The organism is Paenibacillus sp. RC334 (assembly GCF_030034735.1).
GTDB lineage: Bacteria > Bacillota > Bacilli > Paenibacillales > Paenibacillaceae > Paenibacillus > Paenibacillus terrae_A.
This window is the reverse complement of sequence record NZ_CP125370.1, coordinates 5,955,056-5,979,552: the sequence shown is the minus strand read 5'-3', so window position 1 is coordinate 5,979,552 and position 24,497 is coordinate 5,955,056. Positions and strand designations below refer to the sequence as shown.

At 49.9% G+C, this 24,497-nt stretch carries 2 protein-coding genes; one reads left to right on the top strand and one right to left on the bottom strand.

Going from position 1 to position 24,497, the window contains the following annotated elements; genetic code table 11:
* The first annotated feature begins 467 nt into the window (after positions 1 to 467).
* The gene (locus QMK20_RS27305; RefSeq protein WP_283654086.1) at positions 468 to 1,502 is read left to right on the top strand and encodes an alpha/beta hydrolase; all 1,035 of its coding nucleotides are present in this window, start codon (positions 468 to 470) and stop codon (positions 1,500 to 1,502) included.
* Between the two features lie 109 nt (positions 1,503 to 1,611).
* Here the strand turns inward: QMK20_RS27305 and QMK20_RS27300 are convergent, their stop codons facing one another.
* Positions 1,612 to 24,435 (bottom strand): non-ribosomal peptide synthase/polyketide synthase, encoded by a 22,824-nt coding sequence (locus tag QMK20_RS27300; RefSeq protein WP_283654085.1) that lies wholly within the window; start codon positions 24,433 to 24,435, stop codon positions 1,612 to 1,614.
* Between the last annotated feature and the right edge of the window lie 62 nt (positions 24,436 to 24,497).

Below are 24,497 nucleotides of genomic sequence, written 5' to 3'. Positions count from 1 at the left end.
ATTTCTTTTTGTTAACTCAGCTCGTCGCCTTATCAACTCTTATATCATATCATGTCCGAACCAACTTTGCAAGCTTTTTTTAAAATTCTTTTTGTAACTCTCGCTCGCAACTTTGTATTTCTTGGCCGGAATTAGAATATATCATGCCAAATATTTAAATGCAAGCTTTTTTATTTAATTGTTTTATCGCCCCAAAATACCGCGTTACTCATTACAGCTCAAGTGCTAAGTCTTATTTCCCTTTAATATTGATGATTTGACAAAGAAAGGATGGGTAAAAATGATATGAGAAAACCATCGTCATAACCACCACCCTCTTTAATAGAGAATAGATGGATATTACGGAACTTCATTTTGATGGTTTACCTGAAATCTTCAGCAAGCTTACCAAATTACACGTAGGCAATTTTGTATCATACTAACGTTAGCTATTGATTAATTAACAGTATAGAGGAGTAGATCTTGTAATGAAGCAACGAAGACGAACATGGACGAGAATTGTGTTTTTTGTCATCTCTTGCTTACTACTTGTCGTTATCTCTGGATTTGTTTATGAGTGGATTGCATCCAAACAGGATAAATTGCAATATCCTCCTCTGGGGAAAATGGTTGACGTCGGAGGCTATCGACTCCATATTCGCAAACTTGGTAGCGGCACTCCGACAATACTGCTTGAATCGGGAAGCGGGGAAAGCAGCTTGTCCTGGAGGGATATTCCCGAAAATCTGTCATCATTCGCCACCGTTGTATCCTATGACCGGGCAGGCTATGCCTGGAGCGAGGAGGCTGCTACTCCACGCACTGGGGAAAACATCGTTCGAGAGCTTCATCTCGCCTTAAAGAATACAGACATCCAGCCTCCTTATATCCTTGTAGGCCATTCTCTCGGGGGCATGTACTCAAGGCTGTACGCACAAACGTACAGTGATGAGGTGGCAGGATTGGTGCTGGTGGATGCTAGGCCTGAGAATGACGCCCGCCGGACAAATGAGATTTATGCCAAGGAACGACCTAAGGTCAACCCCTCGCCGTTAATATCCATTCTTCTAGAAAGGTCGGGGGCTTTTCGTCTGTTCCCTAATTTTATTCTAACTGGTCGTGTCGAGCATCAAGATAGAAAATCGTTTGTGAATATTGTCGCTTCACCCAAATACTTTCGATCTGTTGCCGAGGAGGGTGATTTGGTGAGCACGACCGAAAATGCCATACGTGGGCAACATTTGGGAAACCTCCCTGTGCGTGTGATTGCCCGGGGCATCCAGCAAAATTTGACTCAGTTCGGTATTAGTAAGCGCGGGAATGAGCAGATCGAACAAAGCTGGCAAATGGGGCAGCGTGAGATGCTCAACATCTCTACAAACAGCAAATTTATTGTTGCCAAAAAGAGCGACCATATGATTATTCATGATCAACCAGAGCTTGTCATTCAAGTCATCCGTGAGCTAATCTCCAATATCAATCACCCACGGTCAGCCGTTGCTAAAACAAACACAGATGATTAGATACTCTACATGTTGATGGTTGCAAAAAACACAAAAGACGCCCGGGTTACTCCTATATAAAGGAACCCGGGCGTCTTTACTGCCCAAAACTTATTATTGTTGATTAATCTTAGGACAATATGGGCTTGTTTTTAGATGATGCTTCTGCGACCTTGCCAAGTATCTGTCTCAGCACTTTAGCATTCTCCCCAACATAACCGGGATCAAGCAGCACATCGTGCGTACCGATAACTCCGTATTCTTCGTATTGACCAAGCGTCGCCTGTTGCCATAGCAATTTATCTGATGATGTCACCGGACCCATACTATCGTCTTCTGCAACCAAGGCATGGATATTGGCCTGAACTTCACCTGCGTTAATAAGCTCATTCCGATAGATGGAGTAGATCAACATTTTGTCTTTGACTCGCTTCCTGTCGGATGGATCGGCCAAGAATGCTTTGTACTGATCCCCAATGCTGTCCAACACCGTCTCAACGATCTCTTCAAGCTGCTCCGGCGTCGATTCATCCTTGGACGTCTTTCTCATAGCATCCACCATAATAAGGTCGCTGACCTGTTGACCTCGGCTTTCCATGGCTTTGGCCACCTCGAAGGCCAGATTCCCTCCGAGTGAGTATCCCAGGAAGACATATGGTCCCTCTGCTTGAATACCCACGATGGCATCCATGTATCGATCCAGCATGTCTTGACTCTCAAAACGATCGCCGATGAATTCCAGCCCGTATACCTCACAATGTCCTTCCAGCTCTCTAGCCATCTCATAGTAGCCCAGAGAGTAGCCGACCCGAGGAGGGAAGCAAAATACTTTAAGCGCGCCTTTGCCTGGGAAGTGGATAATTTCCATTTCTTCTTCATCAGGAGCATCTTTTGTCTGCAGCTTGGATATTTCATGTGCCATTTGCTCCACAGTCGGAAGATTGAACACGAGCTGGAGCTGGAGCTGGACACCCATGACGGACGAGATCTTCTGGATCAATCCCAATACTTTCAGGGAGTGGCCCCCAAGTTCGAAGAAATGATCCTTGACTCCGATTTCCTGCACACCGAGTACCTCGGACCAAATCTGCGCCAGTTCTACTTCAGTCGGCGTACGCGGCGGGATATACTCCGCTGTGCTCCGCAGGAGTGCTTCCGGTGCCGGCAGCGCTTTGCGATCCAATTTGCCGTTCGGATTCAGCGGCATTTGTGCCAGCTGTACGAAAGCAGTCGGAATCATGTAGCTTGGCAGTTCGCTGGCCAGTGCTTCACGTAATACGTTGGCTGCAAGTCCCTCTTCAGCCACAAAGTACGCACAAAGCTGAGTACTTCCAGTAGCATCAGCCAGTGCAAGGACTACCGCTTCCTGCACAGACGGCACTTTAAGAATTTGTGCCTCCACTTCTCCCAGTTCAATGCGGTAACCCCGGATTTTTACCTGGTGATCGATCCGCCCCAAATACTCAATATTCCCGTCTGGCAGCCATCGGGCCAAATCGCCCGTCCGGTAAATCCGTGCTCCCGGTTTGTACGGGTGAGGAATGAACTTCTCTGCCGTCAGGTCCGGCTGGTTGAAGTACCCTCGCGCTACCCCTTCGCCTGCAATGCAGAGTTCTCCTGGTACACCCACAGGTGATACCTGAGAAGCACTGTCCATCATCCATACTTGGACGTTAGCGTACGGTTTACCGATAGGCACATGCGTTAGAGCAGCAGTCTCAAGGCTCGTAGTATATCGGGTCGCATATACGGCCGCCTCCGTAGGACCATAGATGTTCTCCAGTACTGCGTGTGGAGATACTTTATAGTACTCTTCCACAAGTTTGGCGGGCAGCGTCTCGCCGCAGGCAAACAGATATTTCAGAGTAAGGAATCCTTGGCTGCCGCCTTCCTTCAAATATTGAACGAGGACACTGAGCATCGACGGTACCAGATTGAGATGCGTGATACAGCTCGTATCCACGGCCTCCAGCAATGCCACCGGATCTTTGTCCGCGCCCTGCGGCAGGATCACGAGAGTTCCCTGCCCAAAGAACCAGCAGAATAGCTCCGGTACGGAGAAGTCAAAGGTGAATGTCGTTTTGAGCAGGAATCGATCACCTGCCAGCATCGGATATTCAGCTTCCAACTGACTCAACGTATGGACGGCAGATCGATGCTCAATCATTACGCCTTTCGGCTTACCGGTTGAACCTGACGTGTAAATGATATACGCCAGATGCTCCGGCCCGGCGAGTGGCTCCAGATTCGAGTCATCAGCATGATACGCCTGCGGGTCATCGAGTGCCAGGAGCGTGCCAGTGAACGGAAAGCGATCTTTGAGATGGTTCTTCGTCAGCAGAAGCTTCGCTCCCGAATCCTCCAGCATGTGGCGAATACGATCTTCCGGGAATTCCGGATCAATCGGTACATAGGCCCCGCCCGCTTTTAGAATGGCATGGATGCCGATGATCATCTCAAGCGAACGTTCAACCATGATGCCGACCGGCTCGTCCGGTCTGACCCCTTGGGCACGCAACGTACGTGCGAGGCGGTTCGCCTGCTGATGAAATTCTCCGTAGGTAAGCTTCGTTTCGCCATAGATAAGTGCTGTACGATCCGGTGTGAGCGCAGCCTTTTCCTCAAATATGCCGTGAAGGGTCTTCTCACGCGGATAAGGAGCTGCTGTATCGCCCCACACCTCTATAATCTGCGATTTCTCTTCTGGCGTGATCAGCTCCAGCTCATCAATACGAATGGCAGGCTGAACAGATACACTTTCCAGAATCTTTATCAAGTGCCCTTGAATCCGTTCCACGCTCTCCCGATCATAGACGCGGGCATTGTAACGGTACAAGAACTCCAGATTACGGCCTGGCAGCACAATGAGGTTAAAATCATAATTCGTCTGTTCAAACATCTGAACATCCGTAATTTGGTATTCAGCCTCTTCACTGGCAATTTTCTCTTCCAGATGCTCCTCTACCGGATAATTCTCGAATACCATAATATGGGAAATTAAATCTTGCTTCTGTTCGCTCTGTGCCTGAATCTCATAGAGCGGATAGGAATCATAAGCATGTCCTGCCAAATATAATTCCTGCTGTCTTTTCATCACATGGGAGAACGTATCGCTTCCCTCGGCCTGTACCCGAATCGGAACCGTATTAATGAAGAGACCGATCATGCTTTCGATACCGGGAATCTCGGCAGGTCTTCCCGATACCACACTTCCGAAGACGACATCCTGACTTCTATTGTAGCGCTGCAACACGATTCCCCAGGCTGCTTGCATCAGCGTGTTCATCGTTACCTGGTTCTGCTTGGCCACTTGTTCCAGCTGCTCGGTCAGCTCCGCATCCAACGTGAATACAAGCTTCTCTGATACGTAGGCTTCTGCTTTTGCCAATGGCTGTGTTGTCGCTTGCGGCAGCTTCGTCTGCTGTTCGTAACCTTCCAGATAACCTCTCCAGTAAGAGGATGCCTCTTCCTCACCTTGCTCCTCCAGCCATTGAATATACTGGCTGTACGATACAGCAGCAGCAAGCTCAGGCTCCCTCTGCTCACGCAGAACCCCGTACGTTTCAAACACTTCCTGAAGCACAAGAGGCATACACCAGCCATCCAAAATGATGTGATGAGAGCTCCATAGCAGATGGTAAGCCTCTTTTGCCGTCCGTAGAATGGTTACACGCAGCAATGCTTCTTCGGCAAGATCAAAGCCTCTTGCTTTGTCCTGAGCAGTATAAGCTGCAAGACGCGCTTCAATTTCATCGGATTCCAGCTCGTGCAGGTCCTCGTATACGAAGTCGCACGCTCTTTCTTTGAACACAATCTGTATAGGGAAATCGCCCCATCCGGCATGGAAATTCGTTCTCAATATGGCATGCCGTTTCATCAGATGCTTTAAGCTGCGTTTGAAATCCTCAGGATAGAATGCTCCGTGAATTTCAAATTTAGCCTGCTCAAAGTAGACTTCCGAATGAGGCTCCAGCAAGCTGTGGAACAACATTCCCTTTTGCATCGGTGTCAGTTTATACATATTTTCAATACTGCCGATATGCCGTGTCTGCTCTTCCAGCTCCTCGATTTTTTCCAGGCTGATATCTTTGAGGAGTACGTCGCTTGGTGTAAGCTCCGTTCTTTCCTTTCGTACACAATGTCCAATGACTTCGCTGAGACGGTTCTTCAGGATGCCGACAAACTTCTCTACCGACTCCGTGTGGAACTGCTGACGGTTATAGCTGACCGAAAGCTGAAGTCGTCCTTCGGCAATCAGTCCATTAATGTTCAATGCCTGATGCTGTACCATCTGCTCACTGACCTCAGATCCTACTGAGTAAGGCGATACCTCCATCATCCCCCCTGCAAGATCCTGGTCGAACTGTCCCAGATAGTTGAAGATAATCTCCGGTTCAGCAGAGAAGGAGGAGACATCGGATACGTCGCTCAAATATTTCAAAATACCATATCCGACACCTTTGTTAGGAATGTGACGCAAGCCTTCCTTGACACGCTTGATTCTAGCGCCGATCTCCAGTTCCTCTTTCATCTCAAGGGCGACAGGGTATTGACTTGTAAACCAGCCTATAGTGCGAGTGATATCCAGTTCAGGTACAACAGGCTCCCGTCCATGTCCTTCCAGAAGGATGCCTACACGTTCGATCCCGGTCCACTCGTGAACAGCTATGCCGAGGGCCGTCAGGAGCAGATCGTTAACTTCCGTGTTGTAAGTGCGGTTTGCCTCTTTCAGGAACTGCTCTGTCTCTTCTGGTGACCATCTCACCGTAACAGTCTCGCTGTCTTTGATGAGAAGAGCACCGTCTACCTTGTCTTTTGGAAGAGGGGCGAAGCCATCCCCTTCTACCTCTGCCCAATAGCTGCGTTCTTGTTCAGCCGCCGGACTGTTCGCATATTGTGTGATTCCCTCAACCCATGCACGGTACGAATCCGTCTTCTGCGGAAGCTTGACAGCTTCTCCGCGTGCTGCCTGCTCGTAACCCTCCTGCAGGTCCTCAAAGAGGATGCGCCAGGATACGCCATCAACAGCCAGATGATGAATAACGATTAACAGATGTTCGCCTTCCGCGCAGCGGAATAAACCCAATCTTAAGAGAGGTCCATCACCGAGAGAGATGCTGCGCTGAATGGCTTCCGCACCTGCTTCTATTGCCGAAGCCGGGTCTGTTTCATCCTGCAGATCGTGGATCTGGAGGCTATAAAGCTCACCCTCACCTAAGCTGCGGTTCCAGGCTTCAAATCCCCGCTCTCCTTGGCGTAACACCAGTCGCAGCGCATCATGATGTTCTGCAATTTTCCGAACAGCCTTGGCGAGCGCATCGGTATTGAAGCCTTCCCGTCTGTACAACATGACCGACTGATTAAAGTGGTGCAGGTCCGTCGACTGCTCGTCGAAAAATCTGCGCTGGGCAGGTCCCAGTCTTACCGCTCCGTGTACCTCGCTCTGATCTGCAATTCGGCTGACTGCGTTAACGCGCTGGGCCAGCTCTGCAACGGTTGGATAGCCGAACAAATCCTTCATCTCAAGTTTATAGCCTGCATGGAGAAGCCTTGATGATACTTGAATCGATTTGATCGAGTCGCCTCCAAGCTCAAAGAAATTGTCATGTATGCCGACAATCGGAACACCTAGCACACCCTGCCAGATCGAAGCCAAAATGTTCTCCACATCCGTCCGTGGAGCAGTAAAGGCCGCGCCCGCCTTCACACCCGAGTTCGGTTCAGGCAGTGCCTTACGGTCCAGCTTGCCATTCGGTGTCAAAGGCATCACGTCCAGTTGGACGAAGTAGGACGGGATCATATACGCAGGCAGTCCAGAAAGTTCGTTCCGCAGCTCGCTGACAGACATTTCCCGATCAGCTACGAAGTAGGCACACAGAGACTTCTGTCCATGGGCATCTGCCCACGCAACAACGAGAGCTTCCTCGACGAGTGGAATATCCTGTAGCTTGGCCTCAATCTCACCAAGCTCTATACGATAGCCCCGTATTTTAACTTGATGGTCAATACGTCCAATGTACTCAATGTCTCCATTAGGAAGGCGACGAGCCAAATCCCCGGTTCGATACATATTTCCTTCCGAAGCAAACGGATTTCTAATGAATTTTTCTGCGGTAAGCTCAGGACGGTTCAGGTATCCGCGGGCTACCCCGTCCCCTGCGATGTACATTTCGCCCTCCACGCCTAATGGCACGAGACGAAGTTGTTCATCCAGGATATGGATGTATATATTGTCTGCCGACAATCCAATAGGTACGGATTCACGTGTATCCTTCACAGGATCGTACAGGTGAATCATGCAGCCGACGACCGTTTCGGTTGGACCGTATTCATTGTAGATTTTGATGTTGCCGCCAAAGAGATCTGTGATGGTTTGCGACAAATGTGTGGTCAAATTCTCTCCACCCACAATGAGCTGCTGAATGCGACTTTCCGCCGGGATGGTCATATCTTTAATAAGGCTGAGATGAGTCGGCGTCAGCTTGAGAATGTCCACCGCATTTTCGCGCAAAATATGCTGAACAACCTCCGCTTTATCTATACCATCGTAAATCCGTACCAATCCTCCGTTAATTAATGGAGTGAAAATTGATGTCAGCGTCAGGTCAAATGAAATGGATGAGTAAAGCGGGAAATCTGTTGGTTGCTCCGCACAGTAGACCTCATTGGCCCACCAGATGTAGTTCACGATCCCTTTATGGTTAATCATGGTTCCCTTCGGATTCCCTGTTGTACCCGAGGTATAGATTAAATACACCAGATCGTTTCCTCTCACTGGCAGATTGGGATTATCCACCCCGTTGCCGTAGATGTGCGGGGAATCCAATTCCATAACCGTTCCCTCAAAAGAGGCCAACTCCGTCAAGTGGCTCTGTGTGAGCAGAATTCCAGCGCCAGAATCCTTCAGAATATACTGAATCCGTTCCTGCGGATATTCAGGATCAATAGGTACATAGGCCCCGCCCGCTTTGAGCACACCCATGATGGCGACAAGCAGTTCTACAGACCGATCCGCCAACAGACCAACCACTTGTTCACTCCGAAGTCCCTGAGCGATCAAGGTGGAGGCCAATCTGTTCGCCTGCTCGTTCAGCTCCCGATACGTGACCTGAATATCGCCGTTAACAGCTGCAATCTTATCTGGCGTACGGACAACCTGCTCTTCAAACAAGGTATGCAGACCCTGATCACTTGGATAGGTGTGGGCCTTGCCGCCCCAGTCTAGCAGTTTCACCCGTTCCTCAGATGTTACAATCTCCAGCTCCTCTATGGTCGCCTGCGGACGAGTAGCTACCTGATCGAGCATTTGCATCAAGTGTCCACCGATTCGTGCAATGCTTTCTTGTTCGTAGACCAAAGCATTGTAACGTATGCAGACCTTGATATCCTCGCCTGGAATCACAACCAGGTTAAAGCCATAGTTCGTTTGTTCAAACATGGTGAAGTTCGCGACTTCGAGATTGTCCTCATTTTGATTACCCGACTGTTCCACCTGTTCGTCGAGCGGATAATTTTCAAAGATCATAATATGAGAAATCAGGTCCTGCTTTTGGGTTGTTTTCCCCTGAATCTCATATAGTGGGTAAGTGTCGTAAGCACGGCCTGCCAGCGATTGTGCCTGTGTACGTTTCATGACCTCGACAAAGGCTTCGTCTTTGGAGGACTGTACACGGATAGGTACTGTATTAATGAACAGACCCACCATATTTTCGATACCTGCAATCTCAGCCGGTCTACCTGACACAACGCCGCCGAAAACCACATCCGAGCTGGCATTGTAACGTTGAAGAATCAGTCCCCAAGCTGTCTGCATTAAGGTGTTGACGGTCACGTGGTTTCGCTTCGCCACAACATCCATTTTATCGGTCAAGGATGCACCCAGATGGAGAACATACTCATTTAGAACATAGCCCGCTTCTTTGGCCTGAGATTTCGTCTTGCCTTCCGGCAATACGGTATTCCCATCATAGTCCTTGAGGTATTGGCTCCAATATGTTGAAGCTTCCTCATCATCCTGTGCATCAAGCCACTCAATATAACGGCTATAGGGCTGAGCTGGCGGCAGCACAGGCTGTACCTGCTGTCGCATAGCAGAATAATAATCGAACAGCTCCTGTGTAATGATCGGGATACACCAGCCATCCATGACAATATGGTGGAAGCTCCATAATACCAGTGAGCTTTGTTCTGTTTGCAAGACGGTTACTCGCATCAGCGGATCTTCCGCCAAGCTGAACCCCTTAGCCATATCCTCAGCAGTGTAAGCCTTGATTTGGGCTTCTTGCTCTTGCAAAGTTGCGGCACGCAAATCTACGTAGTGCAGTGGGATTGGCCGTTGCTTAAAGACAACTTGCAGCGGTAAATCACCAATGTTGTTGTAAAAGCTGGTACGTAGTATGGCATGTCTTTGCACCAAAGCCTGAAAGCTCTCGAAGAAAGTATCTACATCGAAGCTGCCTCGCAGCTCGAACGTAGCCTGCTCGAAGTATGAAGAGGAGTCTGGCTCCAGCAGGCTGTGAAACAGCATCCCCTTCTGCATTGGCGTAAGCTTGTACACATCTTCAATCTCTCCAATGTGGGCCGTCTGAGCTGTAAGTCGATCAAACTGCTCCAACGTTAATCCCTGGAACAAAACATCACTTGGCGTAAGCTGTGAACGCTCCTGCGCCACACAATGCCGGATGACCTCGCTAAGGCTGGACTGTAATAATTCAGCAAAATGATTCACCGTCTCCTTGCGATACTGCCTGGTGCTATACGTAACCGTCAGTGATAGCTGGCCTTCGGCAATCATGCCATTCACATCCAGAGCATACTGCTGCGGTGTGTGGTCGCTGAGCGCCTTACCGACTGAATGTGTGGATAGGCTGAGGGCATTCCCCTCCAAATCCTGATCAAACTGTCCAAGATAGTTGAAGGAAATCTCCGGCTCTACGCCGAACCCGCCACTTTTCTCCAGTGCCATATATTTCAGAAGGCCGTAGCCGATTCCTTTGTGTGGAATCTGGCGCAAATTCTCCTTGATACGCTTGATTCGTGCTGATACTTCCTGTCCGTCTTGAAGGTTCAGCAGAACCGGATACTGGGTTGTGAACCAGCCCACGGTACGGGTGATATCCAGTTCAGGTATAATCATTTCCCGTCCATGCCCTTCAAGATTGACCAAAATCTGCTCCATGCCTGTCCAGCGCTGTATTGCTGCCCCCAGAGCAGTCAAGAGCAAATCATTCGTCTCCGTATGATACGCCCGGTTCGCTTGTCGCAGCAGCAGGTCCGTTTCTTCCGCAGACCACGTTACCGTTACCGACTCGGTATCCCGAATGGTGCCCGGCTCCTGATCCTTATCCTTTGGCAGTGGAGCCAAAATCGCCTCCTCGATCTGCTGCCAGTATGCACGCTCCTTGTCCAGAGCAGGCCCTGCTGCATACTTCGCCGCTTGCTCAGACCATACAAGATACGAATCGGTCTTTTGAGGAAGAACGATGGCTTGTCCATTCAACGCCTGCTCGTATCCCGCTGCGATATCCTCAAACAGGATGCGCCAGGATACGCCGTCAACCAAGAGGTGATGGATGACAATTAACAAATGATCGCCATCGTCACAATGGAACAAGCCTAGCTTGAACAGTGGGCCGTCTTCCAGGTGAAAGCTTGCCTGGATGTCATCGGCTTTGGCTTGAACGGCAGCTGCCTGATCTTCTGCCTGCCGCACATCAGCGATGTCCAATGTGTAGAGCTCACCTTCGTCCGTTCCCCGATTCCAGGCTGCATATCCAGCTTCTGTAGAACGGAAGACCACACGCAGCGCGTCATGGTGGGTAGCAATTTGGGTCACCGTCAATCGGAGTGCAGCTTCATCAAAGCCGTCTTTCCGATAGAGCATAACGGCATGATTGTAATGATGCGGCTCCGCTGTATGGCGTTCAAAGAACCAACGCTGAATTGGCATTAGCTCCGCTGCACCTTGGATCTCGCCCTGTTCTGCTGTGCGTCCGGCTGCCTGAAGATACGGGCTTAGCTCGGCAATTGTCGGATATTTGAAGAGATCCTTCATCTCCAGCTTATACCCGGCTTGGAACAATCTTGAGGATACCTGGATCGCTTTGATGGAGTCACCACCCAGATCGAAGAAATGATCATGGATGCCGACCTGCTGCGCTCCCAGTACACCTTGCCATACGGACGCCAGAGCTTCCTCAGCCTTCGTCCTTGGCGGTTCATAAACCGCTCCTGTCTGCACATTGGCCTCCGGAGCAGGAAGCGCCTTGCGATCCAGCTTGCCATTTGGCGTCAATGGCATCTGTTCCAATTGCATGAAGTAAGACGGAATCATATAAGCTGGCAGTTCAGCAGCCAAGGCTTTTCTCAATTCGCCTACCGTCAGCATCTGATCGGCAGTGAAATAGGCGACAAGCACCTTTTGCCCACTTCCATCCTCCCGGGCGAGCACAACGGCCTCCCTTACAGACGGGGCATGGAGCAGCTTCGCTTCCACTTCGCCCAGCTCGATGCGGTAACCACGGATTTTAACCTGATGGTCAATCCGTCCCAAATACTCCATGCTGCCATCAGGCAGCCAACGTGCCAAGTCACCCGAGCGGTACATACGCTCGCCCGCTGCAAACGGATGAGCAACAAATTTCTCTTCCGTCAATTCCGGTCGGTTCAGGTAGCCGCGCGCCAGACCTTCGCCCGCCACGTAGAGTTCACCCGGAATGCCAATCGGCTGCGGACGGCGCTGTTCATCCAGAATGTACGCACGCAGCGTCGGAATCGTGATGCCGATATTGCTGCGGCCCTGTTCAATTTCCAGATCTGTAATTTCCTTGTAGGTTACATGTACAGTCGTTTCGGTAATGCCATACATGTTGATGAGCTGCACTTGCGGGTACTTCGTTCTCCAGTCCTTGAGCAAGGCCGGGCTTAATGCCTCTCCACCAAAGATAATCATGCGGAGGCTCAGCTCTGCCGCGTGATGAGCAAGCTCTTCCTGTAGTAACTGGTAGAAGTATGTCGGCGTCTGGTTCAAGACGGTGACCTTCTGGTCCTTAAGCAATTGCAAGAATCGATCCGGACTCTTCGCCGTAAGCGATGGAACGATGACCAGACGTCCTCCATTCAGCAATGCCCCATACATTTCCCATACGGAGAAGTCAAAGCAGAATGAATGGAACAGTGTCCACGTATCCTGAGGACCGAAATCAAACAAATTTTTATCATTAAAGAGTAGGCGAACTACATTTTTGTGCTCGATCAGCGTTCCCTTGGGCTTGCCTGTCGTACCCGATGTGTAGATGACATAGGCAAGATGCTCCGGTCCGGCTGCAGGCTTCAAGTTTGAGATATCTTTCTTGTAGGAAGCCGTCTCGTCCAGATTGATGATGTCCCCGGCGAAGGAGACGCGTTTCTCCAGATGTGCTTGTGTCAGCAATAGCTTGGCTCCCGAATCCTCCAGCATAAAGCGAATGCGGTCCTCCGGATATTCAGGGTCCACAGGGACATAGGCCCCGCCCGCCTTCAAGATGGCCAAAATCCCGACGACCATTTCGAGGGAACGATCGGCCATGATTCCAGCCAAACCATCTGGTTGGAGGCCACGCTCGCGGAGCGTTCTGGCAAGTCTGTTTGCCCGTTCGTTCAGCTCGCTGTAGGACAGGGTTGCCTCTTCACATACGACTGCTACTGCATTCGGAGTATGAGCAGCCTGTTCCTCGAACAACGCATGAATCGTCTTGTCACGAGGATAATCTGCTCTGGCTTCGGCCGACTCCTGCATCAGCTTTGATTTTTCCTGAGGTGTCACGATATCAAGGGATGACAACGGCATCGCCGGATTGGCGGTTGCTTCCCGAATAAGCTGTACAAAATGACCTGTCATTCGTTCAGCAGTCTCTCGCTTGTAGATCGCAGTCGAGTACTCAAGCGTGCAATCCAATGCCCCATCCGCTTCACTTACGGTCAGCGTGAGGTCAAACTTGGCAGCAGGATGTACATTATCGTAAGGAGTGAAACGCAATCTCTCTATTTCTTGTTCTCCCTGCTCGATATTTTGCAGGACAAACATGGTATCAAATAACGGGTTGCGGCTCAGGTCACGCTGAAGCTCCAGCTTTTCTACCAGCTCCTCGAACGGATAATCCTGGTTTTCATACGCCTGCAGCGCTGTTTCCTTCACTTCCTGCAAATAAGTCTCGAAAGACTTCTCCCCTTCTGGATAAGTACGCAGTGCCAGTGTGCCGACGAACATACCGATGAGACCTTCGAGTGTCGCATGGGATCTTCCCGCCACAGGTGAGCCGACAATGACATCTTCCTGACCTGTGTACTTGTGCAAGAGCGCTGTATAGGCTGCCAGCAGTACCATGAACAGAGTAGAACCCGTCCGGGTAGCCAGCTCCTGGAGTGAACCGCTCAGAGAAGAATCAATACGGAAGTCGATCCGGTCCCCCGCAAAGCTTCGCACCGCAGGACGGACTTCATCCCCCGGCAAATCCAGCACTGGCAAGCTTCCGCGGAATGCATCCAGCCAGTAAGCTTCCTGGGCTTTGAGACGTTCGCTTCCGAGTTGCTCCTGCTGAAATACCGCATAGTCTGTGTACTGGATCTGTAGTGCAGGTAATAAGCCCTCCTCTTGGTAGAAGCGGAGAAACTCTTCTATAAGAATATTCATAGAAACACCATCTGAGACAATATGATGCATATCAAACAACAGTAAATGGCGCTCATGCGCAATTCGGATAAGGCCGACCCGCAGCAATGGAGCTTCGCCAAGATCGAAAGGACGGACAAATTGCTGAACGGAAGCTTCTGCCTCTTCCCCGCTCAACTCCGCATATTCCACAGTAAATGGTACATCCGTCAGGATCTGCTGTACGGGTTCACCGTTAACAGTCACAAAACGGGTACGCAGCGACCCATGGCGATGAATCAGGCGACGGAATGCCTGCTCCAGCCGTTCCCGATCCAAGGCTCCCTCAACCGTAAGGATACCCGGCATATTGTAGCTCAGCTCTCCGCCTTCCAGCTGACTTAGAATAAACAGCCGTTTTTGGCTTGAGGACAATGGGTAGTGCTCACGTAGTCCAGCCGTAGGAATTTCCTCAAAATCGAGCGGTGTGTAGCCCTCAATGGCATAAGCCAATCCTTCAATTGTAGGTGACTGGAACACCTCTCTCAGACTAATCTCACGGTTCATTTCCTTGCGAATTCGTGAGACTAGCAGGGCTGCACGCAGTGAGTGACCTCCAAAATGGAAGAAATTATCCTTCACTCCCGCGTTCTCTACACCCAACACCTCTTGCCAGATTTTAGCTAATTGAATTTCCACAGGTGTCTTTGGAGCTACAGATGAAGCAACTGCCCATCCGCGCTCTCCCTGCAACGCTTTTCGATCTATTTTTCCGCTTGGCGTCAGTAACGGATTTTCCAATTGCACGAAGTGGGAGGGAATCATATACACCGGTAACAGCTCCGATAGAACCGCTCGTAACTCACTTATTTCAATCGTCTGGTCAGCTACGAAGTAAGCGAATAGATCCTTGTGACCGTCATCACCCTCTACAGCCATGACCACAACATCCTGAACAGATTGCACTTTGAGCATTTGCGCTTCTACCTCGCTCAGCTCGACCCGGTAGCCGCGGATTTTGACCTGATGGTCGACTCGGCCCAGGTACTGGATCGTGCCATCCGGCAACCAACGAGCCAAGTCACCCGTACGATACATGCGCTCCCCTGGAGCAAACGGATTGTCCACGAACTTTTCATCCGTTAATTCAGGATGGTTATGATGCTCCCGCGTAAATCCGACACCTGCGATGCATAGCTCGCCAGCGACACCGACAGGCAGCAACCTGAAATGGTCATCCACAATGTATACGTTAGGTTGGCCAATAGGTGCAGTCTGTGCTTGTGCATGAAGCTCGGCATAATGCTCATATGGGACTGCGATATCTTTCCATATGTTCAGGATGTGGTCTCTCTCTTGCGGCGTGACCAGTTCCAGAGCATCCACGGATATTCCAGGGTTCTTCACAATTTGTTCCATAAGGTGAACCAGATGTCCCCTGATTCGCTCTATATTGGATGAGTCATAGACGAGCGTATTGTATTGGAAAAGCAATTTCATCTCTTCACCCGGCAGGACGATCAGGTTAAAATCGTAGTTCGTTTGCTCAAGAAGCTCCGCGTCCTCAATCTCAAAGGCAGCCTCGCCACCACCCAGACGCTCTACCTCCTCCTCGACAGGATAGTTCTCAAATACCATAATATGTGAGATTAAATCCTGCTTCTGATCGGTCTGAGCCTGAATCTCAAACAGTGGGTAGGTGTCATACATATGAGAAGCCATATATTGTTCCTGCTGCTGCTTCATCAGGACATTGAAGGGGAGATTTTCTTCCGTCTTCACACGAACTGGAATCGTATTGATGAACAAACCGATCATCCGATCAATGCCCGGGATTTCTGCTGGTCTTCCTGATACTACGCTTCCATATACGACATCTCGGCTACCGTTGTATCGTTGAAGCGCAATGCCCCAGATGGATTGCAGCAATATATTCATCGTGACATGAGCGTCTCTGGCTACCTTTTCCAGACGCCCGGTCAATTCCCTGTCGAGGGTGTAATTCAGTTTCTCTGATAGATAACCTTCCCCTATACTTGCTTCCCCGACTTGAGGTAAAAGCGTCTGCTGGTCATAACCAGCCAGATAACGGCTCCAATAGTTGGCCGCAGCTGCTTCATCCTGCTGTTCCAGCCATTCGATGTATCGACTATACGGCTGAACCTCCGCCAATTGAGGTGCTCTTCCTTCCAGGAGGGCAAAATAATGCTCAAATACCTCCTGCGTAATTAACGGAACACACCATCCATCCATGACGATGTGGTGAAAGCTCCACAAAAGACGGAAGCTATCTTCACCTGTGCACAAAATCGAAACACGGAGAAGCTCATCTTCAGACAGGTTGAAGCCCTGTGCTTTGTCCTTTGCAGCAAACGTCTTCAAATAAGCTTCGCGCTGCGTTGCGTTCATCTCCCGCAGATCTTCGTACACCAGTTTGGCGCCTCTGTGCCGAAATACAACCTGTAAAGGCTCGCTACCCCATCCGCTATAAAAGTTCGTGCGCAGGATGGCATGACGCTCCACCACTGCATCCAGACTGTGTCCAAAGGCGGCCGGATCAAAGCTACCCTTAAAGTCAAAGGCAGCCTGCTCGAAATAAGCACCTGTATGCGGCTCAAACATATCATGAAACAGCATGCCCTTCTGCATCGGCGTCAGACTGTATACATTCTCAATATCACCTATGTGGCTGGTTTGCTTAGAAAGCTCTTCCAAATCAGCAATGCTCAGCCCTTTCGCAAGCACGTCGCTTGGTGTCAATACCGATCTCTCTTGGGTTACGCAATGATGAAGAAGCTCGCGCAAGCTGTCTTCAATATATCCAGCGAGTTGTTCCATCGTAGATGACTTATACTGTTTTCCGTTATAAGTAATCGTCAGAGTCAGGGCTCCATCCGTCACCATGCCATTGATATCTAGCGTATAGGCTGGTTCCTCCAACAAGCTTTGGGCGCTTCCGGTCGGATAAGGAGAAATCTGCAACGAGCTTCCCTGCAAATCCTGATCAAATTGCCCCAGGTAGTTAAAAGAAATCTCAGGCTGCAAGCTGCAGCTGTCTGCGTCCACCTGACTTGCCATGGTTTTGAGTAACCCATATCCGATGCCTTTGTTCGGAATTCGGCGCAGCCCTTCTTTCACAGACTTGATCAAGGCTGCCACTTCCGGGTCATCGCCCAAGTCTAAAATCACCGGATATTGGCTTGTAAACCAGCCGACGGTACGGGTAATGTCGATATTCGGTATAATCGGTTCACGACCGTGGCCTTCGAGATTCACAGCAATCTTTCCAATGCCGGACCACTTGGATACCGCCATGCCCAGAGCGGTCAATAGCAGATCGTTCGTCTCCGTTTGGTAAGCACGGTGGGCTTTTCTCAGCAGTTGGTCGGTTTCTTCTACAGTCCATTGTGCTGTTACCACTTCGCTATCCCGTAAAAGAAGGCTTTCTACAGCCTCATCCTTCGGTAACTGCTCAAGTTTCTGTCTTTCCAGGTCTTTCCAATACGCCTGATGAATTTCGATTGCCGGGCTTTCCGAATAACGGGAAAGAGCATCACCCCAGTCACGGAAAGCGTCCGTCTTCTGCGGGAATGTCAGCACCTGTCCTTGAGTCACCTGTTCATAGCCCGCTGCGATATCCTCAAACAAAATCCGCCAGGATACTCCGTCCACCACCAAATGGTGGATCACGATCAGGAGATGGTCTCCATCCTGACAATGGAAAAGTCCTAGCTTCAACAGCGGACCCTCTGCCAGATTGATGCTGCGCTGAATGTCGTCCGACAACACTGTAATGGCTGCGACCGGATTGGATTCATTCCGTAAATCAGCGGTTTGCAGGCTATAAAGCTCTCCTTCTTCAAGACCACGATTCCAAGCCTCGTAGCCTTGTTCTGTCTGACGAAAAACCATGCGGAGGGCGTCATGGTGCTGAGCGAGTTTTTTCAGCACATGGTGCAAGGCCTTTTCCTCAAATCCCTGTTCACGGTACAGCATGACCGCTTGATTGAAGTGATGCGGCTCTGCCTGCTTCCGTCCAAAGAACCACTGCTGGACTGGAGTCAAGGAGGCCGATCCACGCACAGTTCCTTGTTCAGCCATGTGCACAGCCGTTTGTATTTGCGCGCTTAGCTCCGCAATGGTTGGAGATTTGAACAGTTCCTTCATCTCTAACCGATAACCAGCCTGTAGTAACCGTGACGAAACCTGAATGGCCTTAATGGAGTCTCCTCCCAATTCAAAGAAATTGTCATGGATCCCCACCTGCTCGGCACCCAGCACCCCTTGCCAAACAGACGCCAAGGCTTCTTCCGCCGGTGTACGGGGAGCCGTATACTTCCGTCCCGTATGCGCACCCACTTGAGGAGCTGGCAGAGATCTGCGGTCCACTTTTCCGTTTGACGTTAATGGCATACGATCCATCTGGATAAAGTAGGATGGAATCATATAGCCCGGAAGTACCTGCGATAGGGAAAGACGTACTTCGCCTGCCGTGAGCGTACGATCCGCCACATAATAAGCGCAAAGCTGCTTCTCTCCAAGCTCATCCGCGCGAACGACCACTACGGCGTCGATTACTGACTCCACCTTGGCCAGTTGGGCCTCGATTTCAGGGAGTTCGATGCGGTAACCACGTATTTTGACCTGCTCATCAATTCTTCCTTTAAACTCCAAATTCCCATCTGGAAGCCAGCGTACCAAATCCCCAGTTCGGTAGCATGATTCTCCGTCCTTGACAGGACTAGGGACAAATTTCTCTGCTGTGAGATCAGGACGATTGAGATATCCGCGTGCTACACCTTCACCGCCGACAATTAGTTCGCCCCAAGCACCAATGGGTTGTAATTGAAGCGATCCATTGACCACATAAGCGGTCGAATTACTAATTGGGCGACCAATCGGCACGACCCCTTCGGCATGACACGGAATCTTGTAGGTGGTGGAGAAGGTCGTATTCTCTGTCGGACCATAGCAATTGATAGGGACAAGATCAGGATTGGCCTCGGTCACACGGTTCATATGAGATATGGACAGTACGTCACCGCCGACTAGCAATGTTTTTAGCCCTCTGAACAGGTACTCATCTTGCAGGGAAAGCTGATTGAAAAGCGGTGAAGTAAGCCACAATGTCGTAATCCCATACTTGGCAATAGCCGCTTTGAGCCTATCAGCAATCAGAATGTCGTCATTCTCTACGAAATAGAGCTGCCCACCATTAAGCAACGCTCCCCATATTTCGAATGTAGAAGCATCAAAGGCCACGGCTCCTGTCTGCAAAATTCGTGTGGATTCATTCAACTCCACATAGTTGGTCTCTTTGACCAGACGGACCACGTTCCGGTGTTCAACCATAACGCCCTTCGGTCTACCTGTCGTACCCGATGTATAGATGACATAAGCAAGCCCCTGCGATCCCTGAGCAGTCTCCGGCCGGGCAGGTTCAGCTGCATAGGCCTCTTCACTGCTAAGATCGACAATCGGTATACCGTAGTCTACACTTATAAGCTCGCCCTTTTGCACCAATAATAGCTTGGCGTCGGAATCATTAAGCATATAACGAACCCGATCTTCCGGGTAATCAGGATCAATCGGCACATAGGCTCCACCTGCCTGAAGCACCGCGAGCATACCAATGACCATCTCGATGCTTCGTCCGCCCATCACGGCCACAGGCTGCTCCCTCAACGTTCCCAAGCGACGCAGTGTTTGGGCCAGCCGCCCCGCCTTCTCTTCCAATTCGAGGTAGGTTAGCTGGACGTTGCCGAATACAAGCGCCGTCTGCTCCGGTGTACGTTTTACTTGCTCTGCGAACAGCTCATGAATAGTCTTCTCACTTGGATAAGGAGCCGATGTCGCGTTGAATTCTTCAATGATCTGCACCTTCTCCTCCGGTGTGATCATCTCAATCTCCGCCAGCTTTAACTGGGGATTGACAGCGACCGCATGCAGAACCCGAAGCAAGTGCATAGCAAGTCGCTCTACACTCTCTCGCTGATATAAAACCGTGCTATACTCCAAACCAAAAGCTAGCTCTGCCCCCTGCTCCTCTACATTAAGTGACAGGTCAAATTTGGCTGTAACGGTCTCCAGCGGGTAAGGAGTAAAGCGCAGCCCGCCCATGTCCTGCTCTGCCTGCTCCGTATTTTGCAATACCAACAGAGTATCAAAGAGTGGATTGCGGCTGACATCACGTCCTATACCCAGCTTCTCAATCAGTTTTTCCAAAGGATAGTCCTGATGCTCGAACGCCTTGAGCGCCGTTTCCTTGATTTCGAGAAGATAATCCTGAAATGTCTTGTCTCCCGCCGGGTAGCTGCGCATAGCCAGTGTATTGACAAACATCCCGATGATGCTCTCAAGCTCCGCTTGCGGTCTTCCGGCCACCGGAGAACCTACGATGATGTCCTCCTGCCCCGTATATTTGTGCAACAGGACCGAATAAGCAGCCAGCAATACCATATACAGCGTAGTACCTGTACGGGATGCGAGTTCCTGTATTGCCTTATTGCCGGACGCATCCAATGTAAAATCAATTCGGCTACCCTCGAAGCTGCGAACAGAAGGTCTTTGATAATCCGTAGGCAAATCAAGTACAGGCAGTTCCCCTTCAAAAGCCTGCAGCCAGTATGCTTCAAGCTCTTTCCACTGGTTCTCTGAATGCTCCCGTTGCCATACAGCATAATCCTTGTACTGGATGTGCAGTTCTGGCAGCTGTTCTCCCTGATACAATGAGGTGAGTTCTTCCACCAGTATTTGAATGGAGACCCCATCCGAAATGATATGGTGCATATCAAACAGCAACAGATGACGTTCCTCTTCCAGCTTCACCAAGCCAACACGCAGTAATGGGGCCTGGCTGAGATCAAAGGCACGGATAAAGCTGCGTACGAGCGTATCCGTCTCCTCCACCGAAGCTTCTGTGTAGTCCAACGCGAACGGCACATCCCTATGCACACGCTGAACAAGCTCTCCATCCTTCATATAGAAGCCGGTTCTCAGGGATTCGTGACGCTGGATCAGTGCCTGGAACGCAGATTCCAGCCGAACGCGATCCAACGGCCCGTCCACTGTGAATGCTCCAGGCATATTGTAGCTGAGCTCTCCTCCGTCCATTTGTCTCAACACAAATAACCGCTTCTGTGCTGAGGACACGGGGTAAGCTTCGCTTTCCTCCGCCCGTGGGATGGATTCATACACAGTCGGAATGCGTTCTTTCACCAGTCGTGCCATGGACTCGACCGTAGGCCACTGAAACACTTCCCGCAACGAAAGGCTGCCCCCCAACTCTTTTTGAATCCGTGAAACGAGCAATGTCGCCCGCAAGGAGTGACCACCAATTTCAAAGAAATTATCTCTAACGCCGACGCGGGCAACTCCCAGAATATCCTGCCAGATTAGCACTAGCTGCGCTTCCGCAGCAGTTCTCGGAGCCAAATAAACCTCGCTGGATTGTACACTGCCCTCAGGAGCTGGCAGCGCGCGGCGATCGAGCTTGCCATTTGGCGTAAGCGGCATTTGCTCCAGCCGGACAAAATAAGAAGGGATCATATAAGCTGGTAGTTCTACGGCCAGCTGAGACCTCAATTCGCTCGGCGAAAGGTCGGTGGAGGCAACGTAGTAGGCGCAAAGCAATTTTTGTCCCTGTTCGTCGTCCCTTGCAAGGACAATCGTTTCCCGTACATTCGAAACCTTGAGAATTTGGGCTTCCACCTCGCCAAGCTCAATTCGGTAGCCACGTATTTTGACTTGATGGTCGATCCGGCCCAAATATTCGATATTACCATCAGGCAACCAGCGAGCCAGATCGCCAGTACGGTACATTCGCTCTCCCGCCCGAAACGGATGCTCTACGAATTTCTCGGCTGTTAACTCTGCACGGTTCAAATACCCTCGGGCAAGACCGTCGCCCGCGATGTATAGCTCCCCTGGAACCCCGACAGGCTGCAGACGTCTTTGCTCATCGAAAATGTAAGCGCTAAGTGTCGGAATTGTTCTGCCAATATTGCTTTTCCCCGCTTCAATCTCACGTTCCGTGATTTCCTTGTAGGTGACATGGACCGTTGTTTCCGTAATTCCATACATATTAATCAGTTGCACATCAGGATACTTAAACCGCCAGTTTCCCAGAAGAGATGGGCTTAAGGCCTCTCCACCAAAAATGATTTTTCTAAGACTAAGCTCTGTCGAAGAGTGCGCCAGTTCTTCCTGTATCACCTGATAAAAATACGTCGGCGTCTGATTCAAAATGGTGACTTTGTTGTCTTTCAACAACTCCAGGAAAGCTGCTGGACTCTTGGCTGTAAGAGACGGAACAATCACCAATTTTCCTCCGTAGAGAAGGGCTCCATACATCTCCCAAACCGAAAAATCGAAGCAGAACGAATGGAATAGCGTCCACGTATCCTGAGCGCTGAAATCAAATAAATTTTTATCGTTAAAGAGCAGTCGAACTACATTTTTATGCTCGATCAGCGTTCCCTTCGGCTTGCCAGTTGTACCCGACGTATAGATAACATAGGCAAGATTGCTCGCCCCCGAAATGCTCTCCAGATTTGAAGTGTCCCCTTTATACGATGCAACTTCGTCCAGATTCACAAGCTTTCCGTCAAATGTGGTACTCTCCCATAGATGGCTTTGGGTGAGCAACAGATGGACTCCCGAATCCTCCAGCATATAATGGATACGTTCTTCGGGATAATCGGGATCAATCGGTACATAGGCACCTCCTGCTTTCAAAATGCCCATAATGCCGACGATCATCTCCAAGGAACGGTCAGCCATGATCCCTACGAGCGTATCTGCTCCTACTCCCTCGGAGCGCAAATATCTCGCAAGCTGGTTAGCCTGCTCGTTTAGAGCTAGATATGTAATGCTCTGCTCGCCCATCTGAACGGCAACATGATCTGGCGTGCGCTCGGCTTGTTCTTCGAATAAGCCATGAATTGTCTTTTCACGCGGATAATCAGCTACAATCCCTTCCGAGAGAGCCAAAATGGATTGCTCATCCGCTTCTCCCAGCAGGGTTACCTCTGCGATGGGAAGCTGCGGTGCATGAATGATCTGCTCGGCGATCGTAAGCAACTGGGAAACCATGTCCGTTACTTCACTGCGTTCAAACAGCGTCGTCCGGTAATCGACATCCAGTACCAGCTCGCCTTCATCCAGGATCTCCACGATATGAAGCACGAAATCATTCACTTCGTCACCGCAGAAATCATAATCCGTCAAAATGCGCACCTCATCCAAATCAACCCAATTGATAAGGCGGTATTCCATTGAAACGCCAAAAAGCCGCTGAATATCCTTGTTACCATGCATTTCTCTAAGATCCTGAATTAACTGATTATATGGATACTTCTGATGCCGCAGGACTGACATCTGATCCCTGGCTACATCCTGCAGAAAGCTCAACGCATCCATATCCTTTTCGACGTATGTTCTGGCTGCAGCCGTGCTGACGAACATACCTATCTTTTGCTTCTCTTTTTTGTTCCCCCGGTTAGCGAACGAAGTACCGATCACCACATCCGGCTGATTCGTCACTTTGTGTATGTAAATATACATCGCACCCATGAAGAACTGGAACAGAGAAATCCTGTTCTGTTGGCAAAATGCCTGCAGCTCGTGATACAGCACCTCTGGCACGGTAAAATGCTCCCGAACGGCGCGGGTGCTTAGAGATAACGGATTGTATGACTTCCAACCCGTAAGTTCAGGTAAATCAGAAAATTTATTCAGCCAGTATGCCTTGTCCTTTTGGTATCTGTCAGAAAGCTCGTATGCGTTCTCTTCTGCAATATATTGAATATAGGAGCAATCGTCATTCAGCGTCGGTTCATTTCCTTGGATGATCTGCATGTAAAATTCCGTCAATTGATTGCCATAGATCACCATTGATATCCCGTCAGAAATAATATGGTGCATCTTGGTATTAATCCAATACTCATCCTCGCTAATCTTTACAATCAAAAACTGGAATAGCTCAGAATCCAGCAGTTGCAGGGGTTTGCTTTTGTGCTGCTCAAGTAAAGCTTCTACCTCTGATACACTTTCATAGTGAGTAAGGTCCAGATACTCCAACTGTCTCTCTTCATAAGGAACGACATACTGCTGAGGCACTCCATCCACTGAGGTGATACGAATGCGGAACGCATCATACTGTTTGATAATCAAATTAATGGACTGCATGAAGGCAGCGATATGGATACGGCCCTTCATCTTGGCTGTACCGGAAAGCTGTGACACTGACGTATCTGGATAGAGTAATTCGGTATACCATATACGTTTCTGCGCATTTGTTAAATCATATAACTGCATGTCATTCATCTCGTTCACTCCTATTCCGTGATGTGATTATCCTCCCGCTGCTACTGGCAGTCAGGAGGACA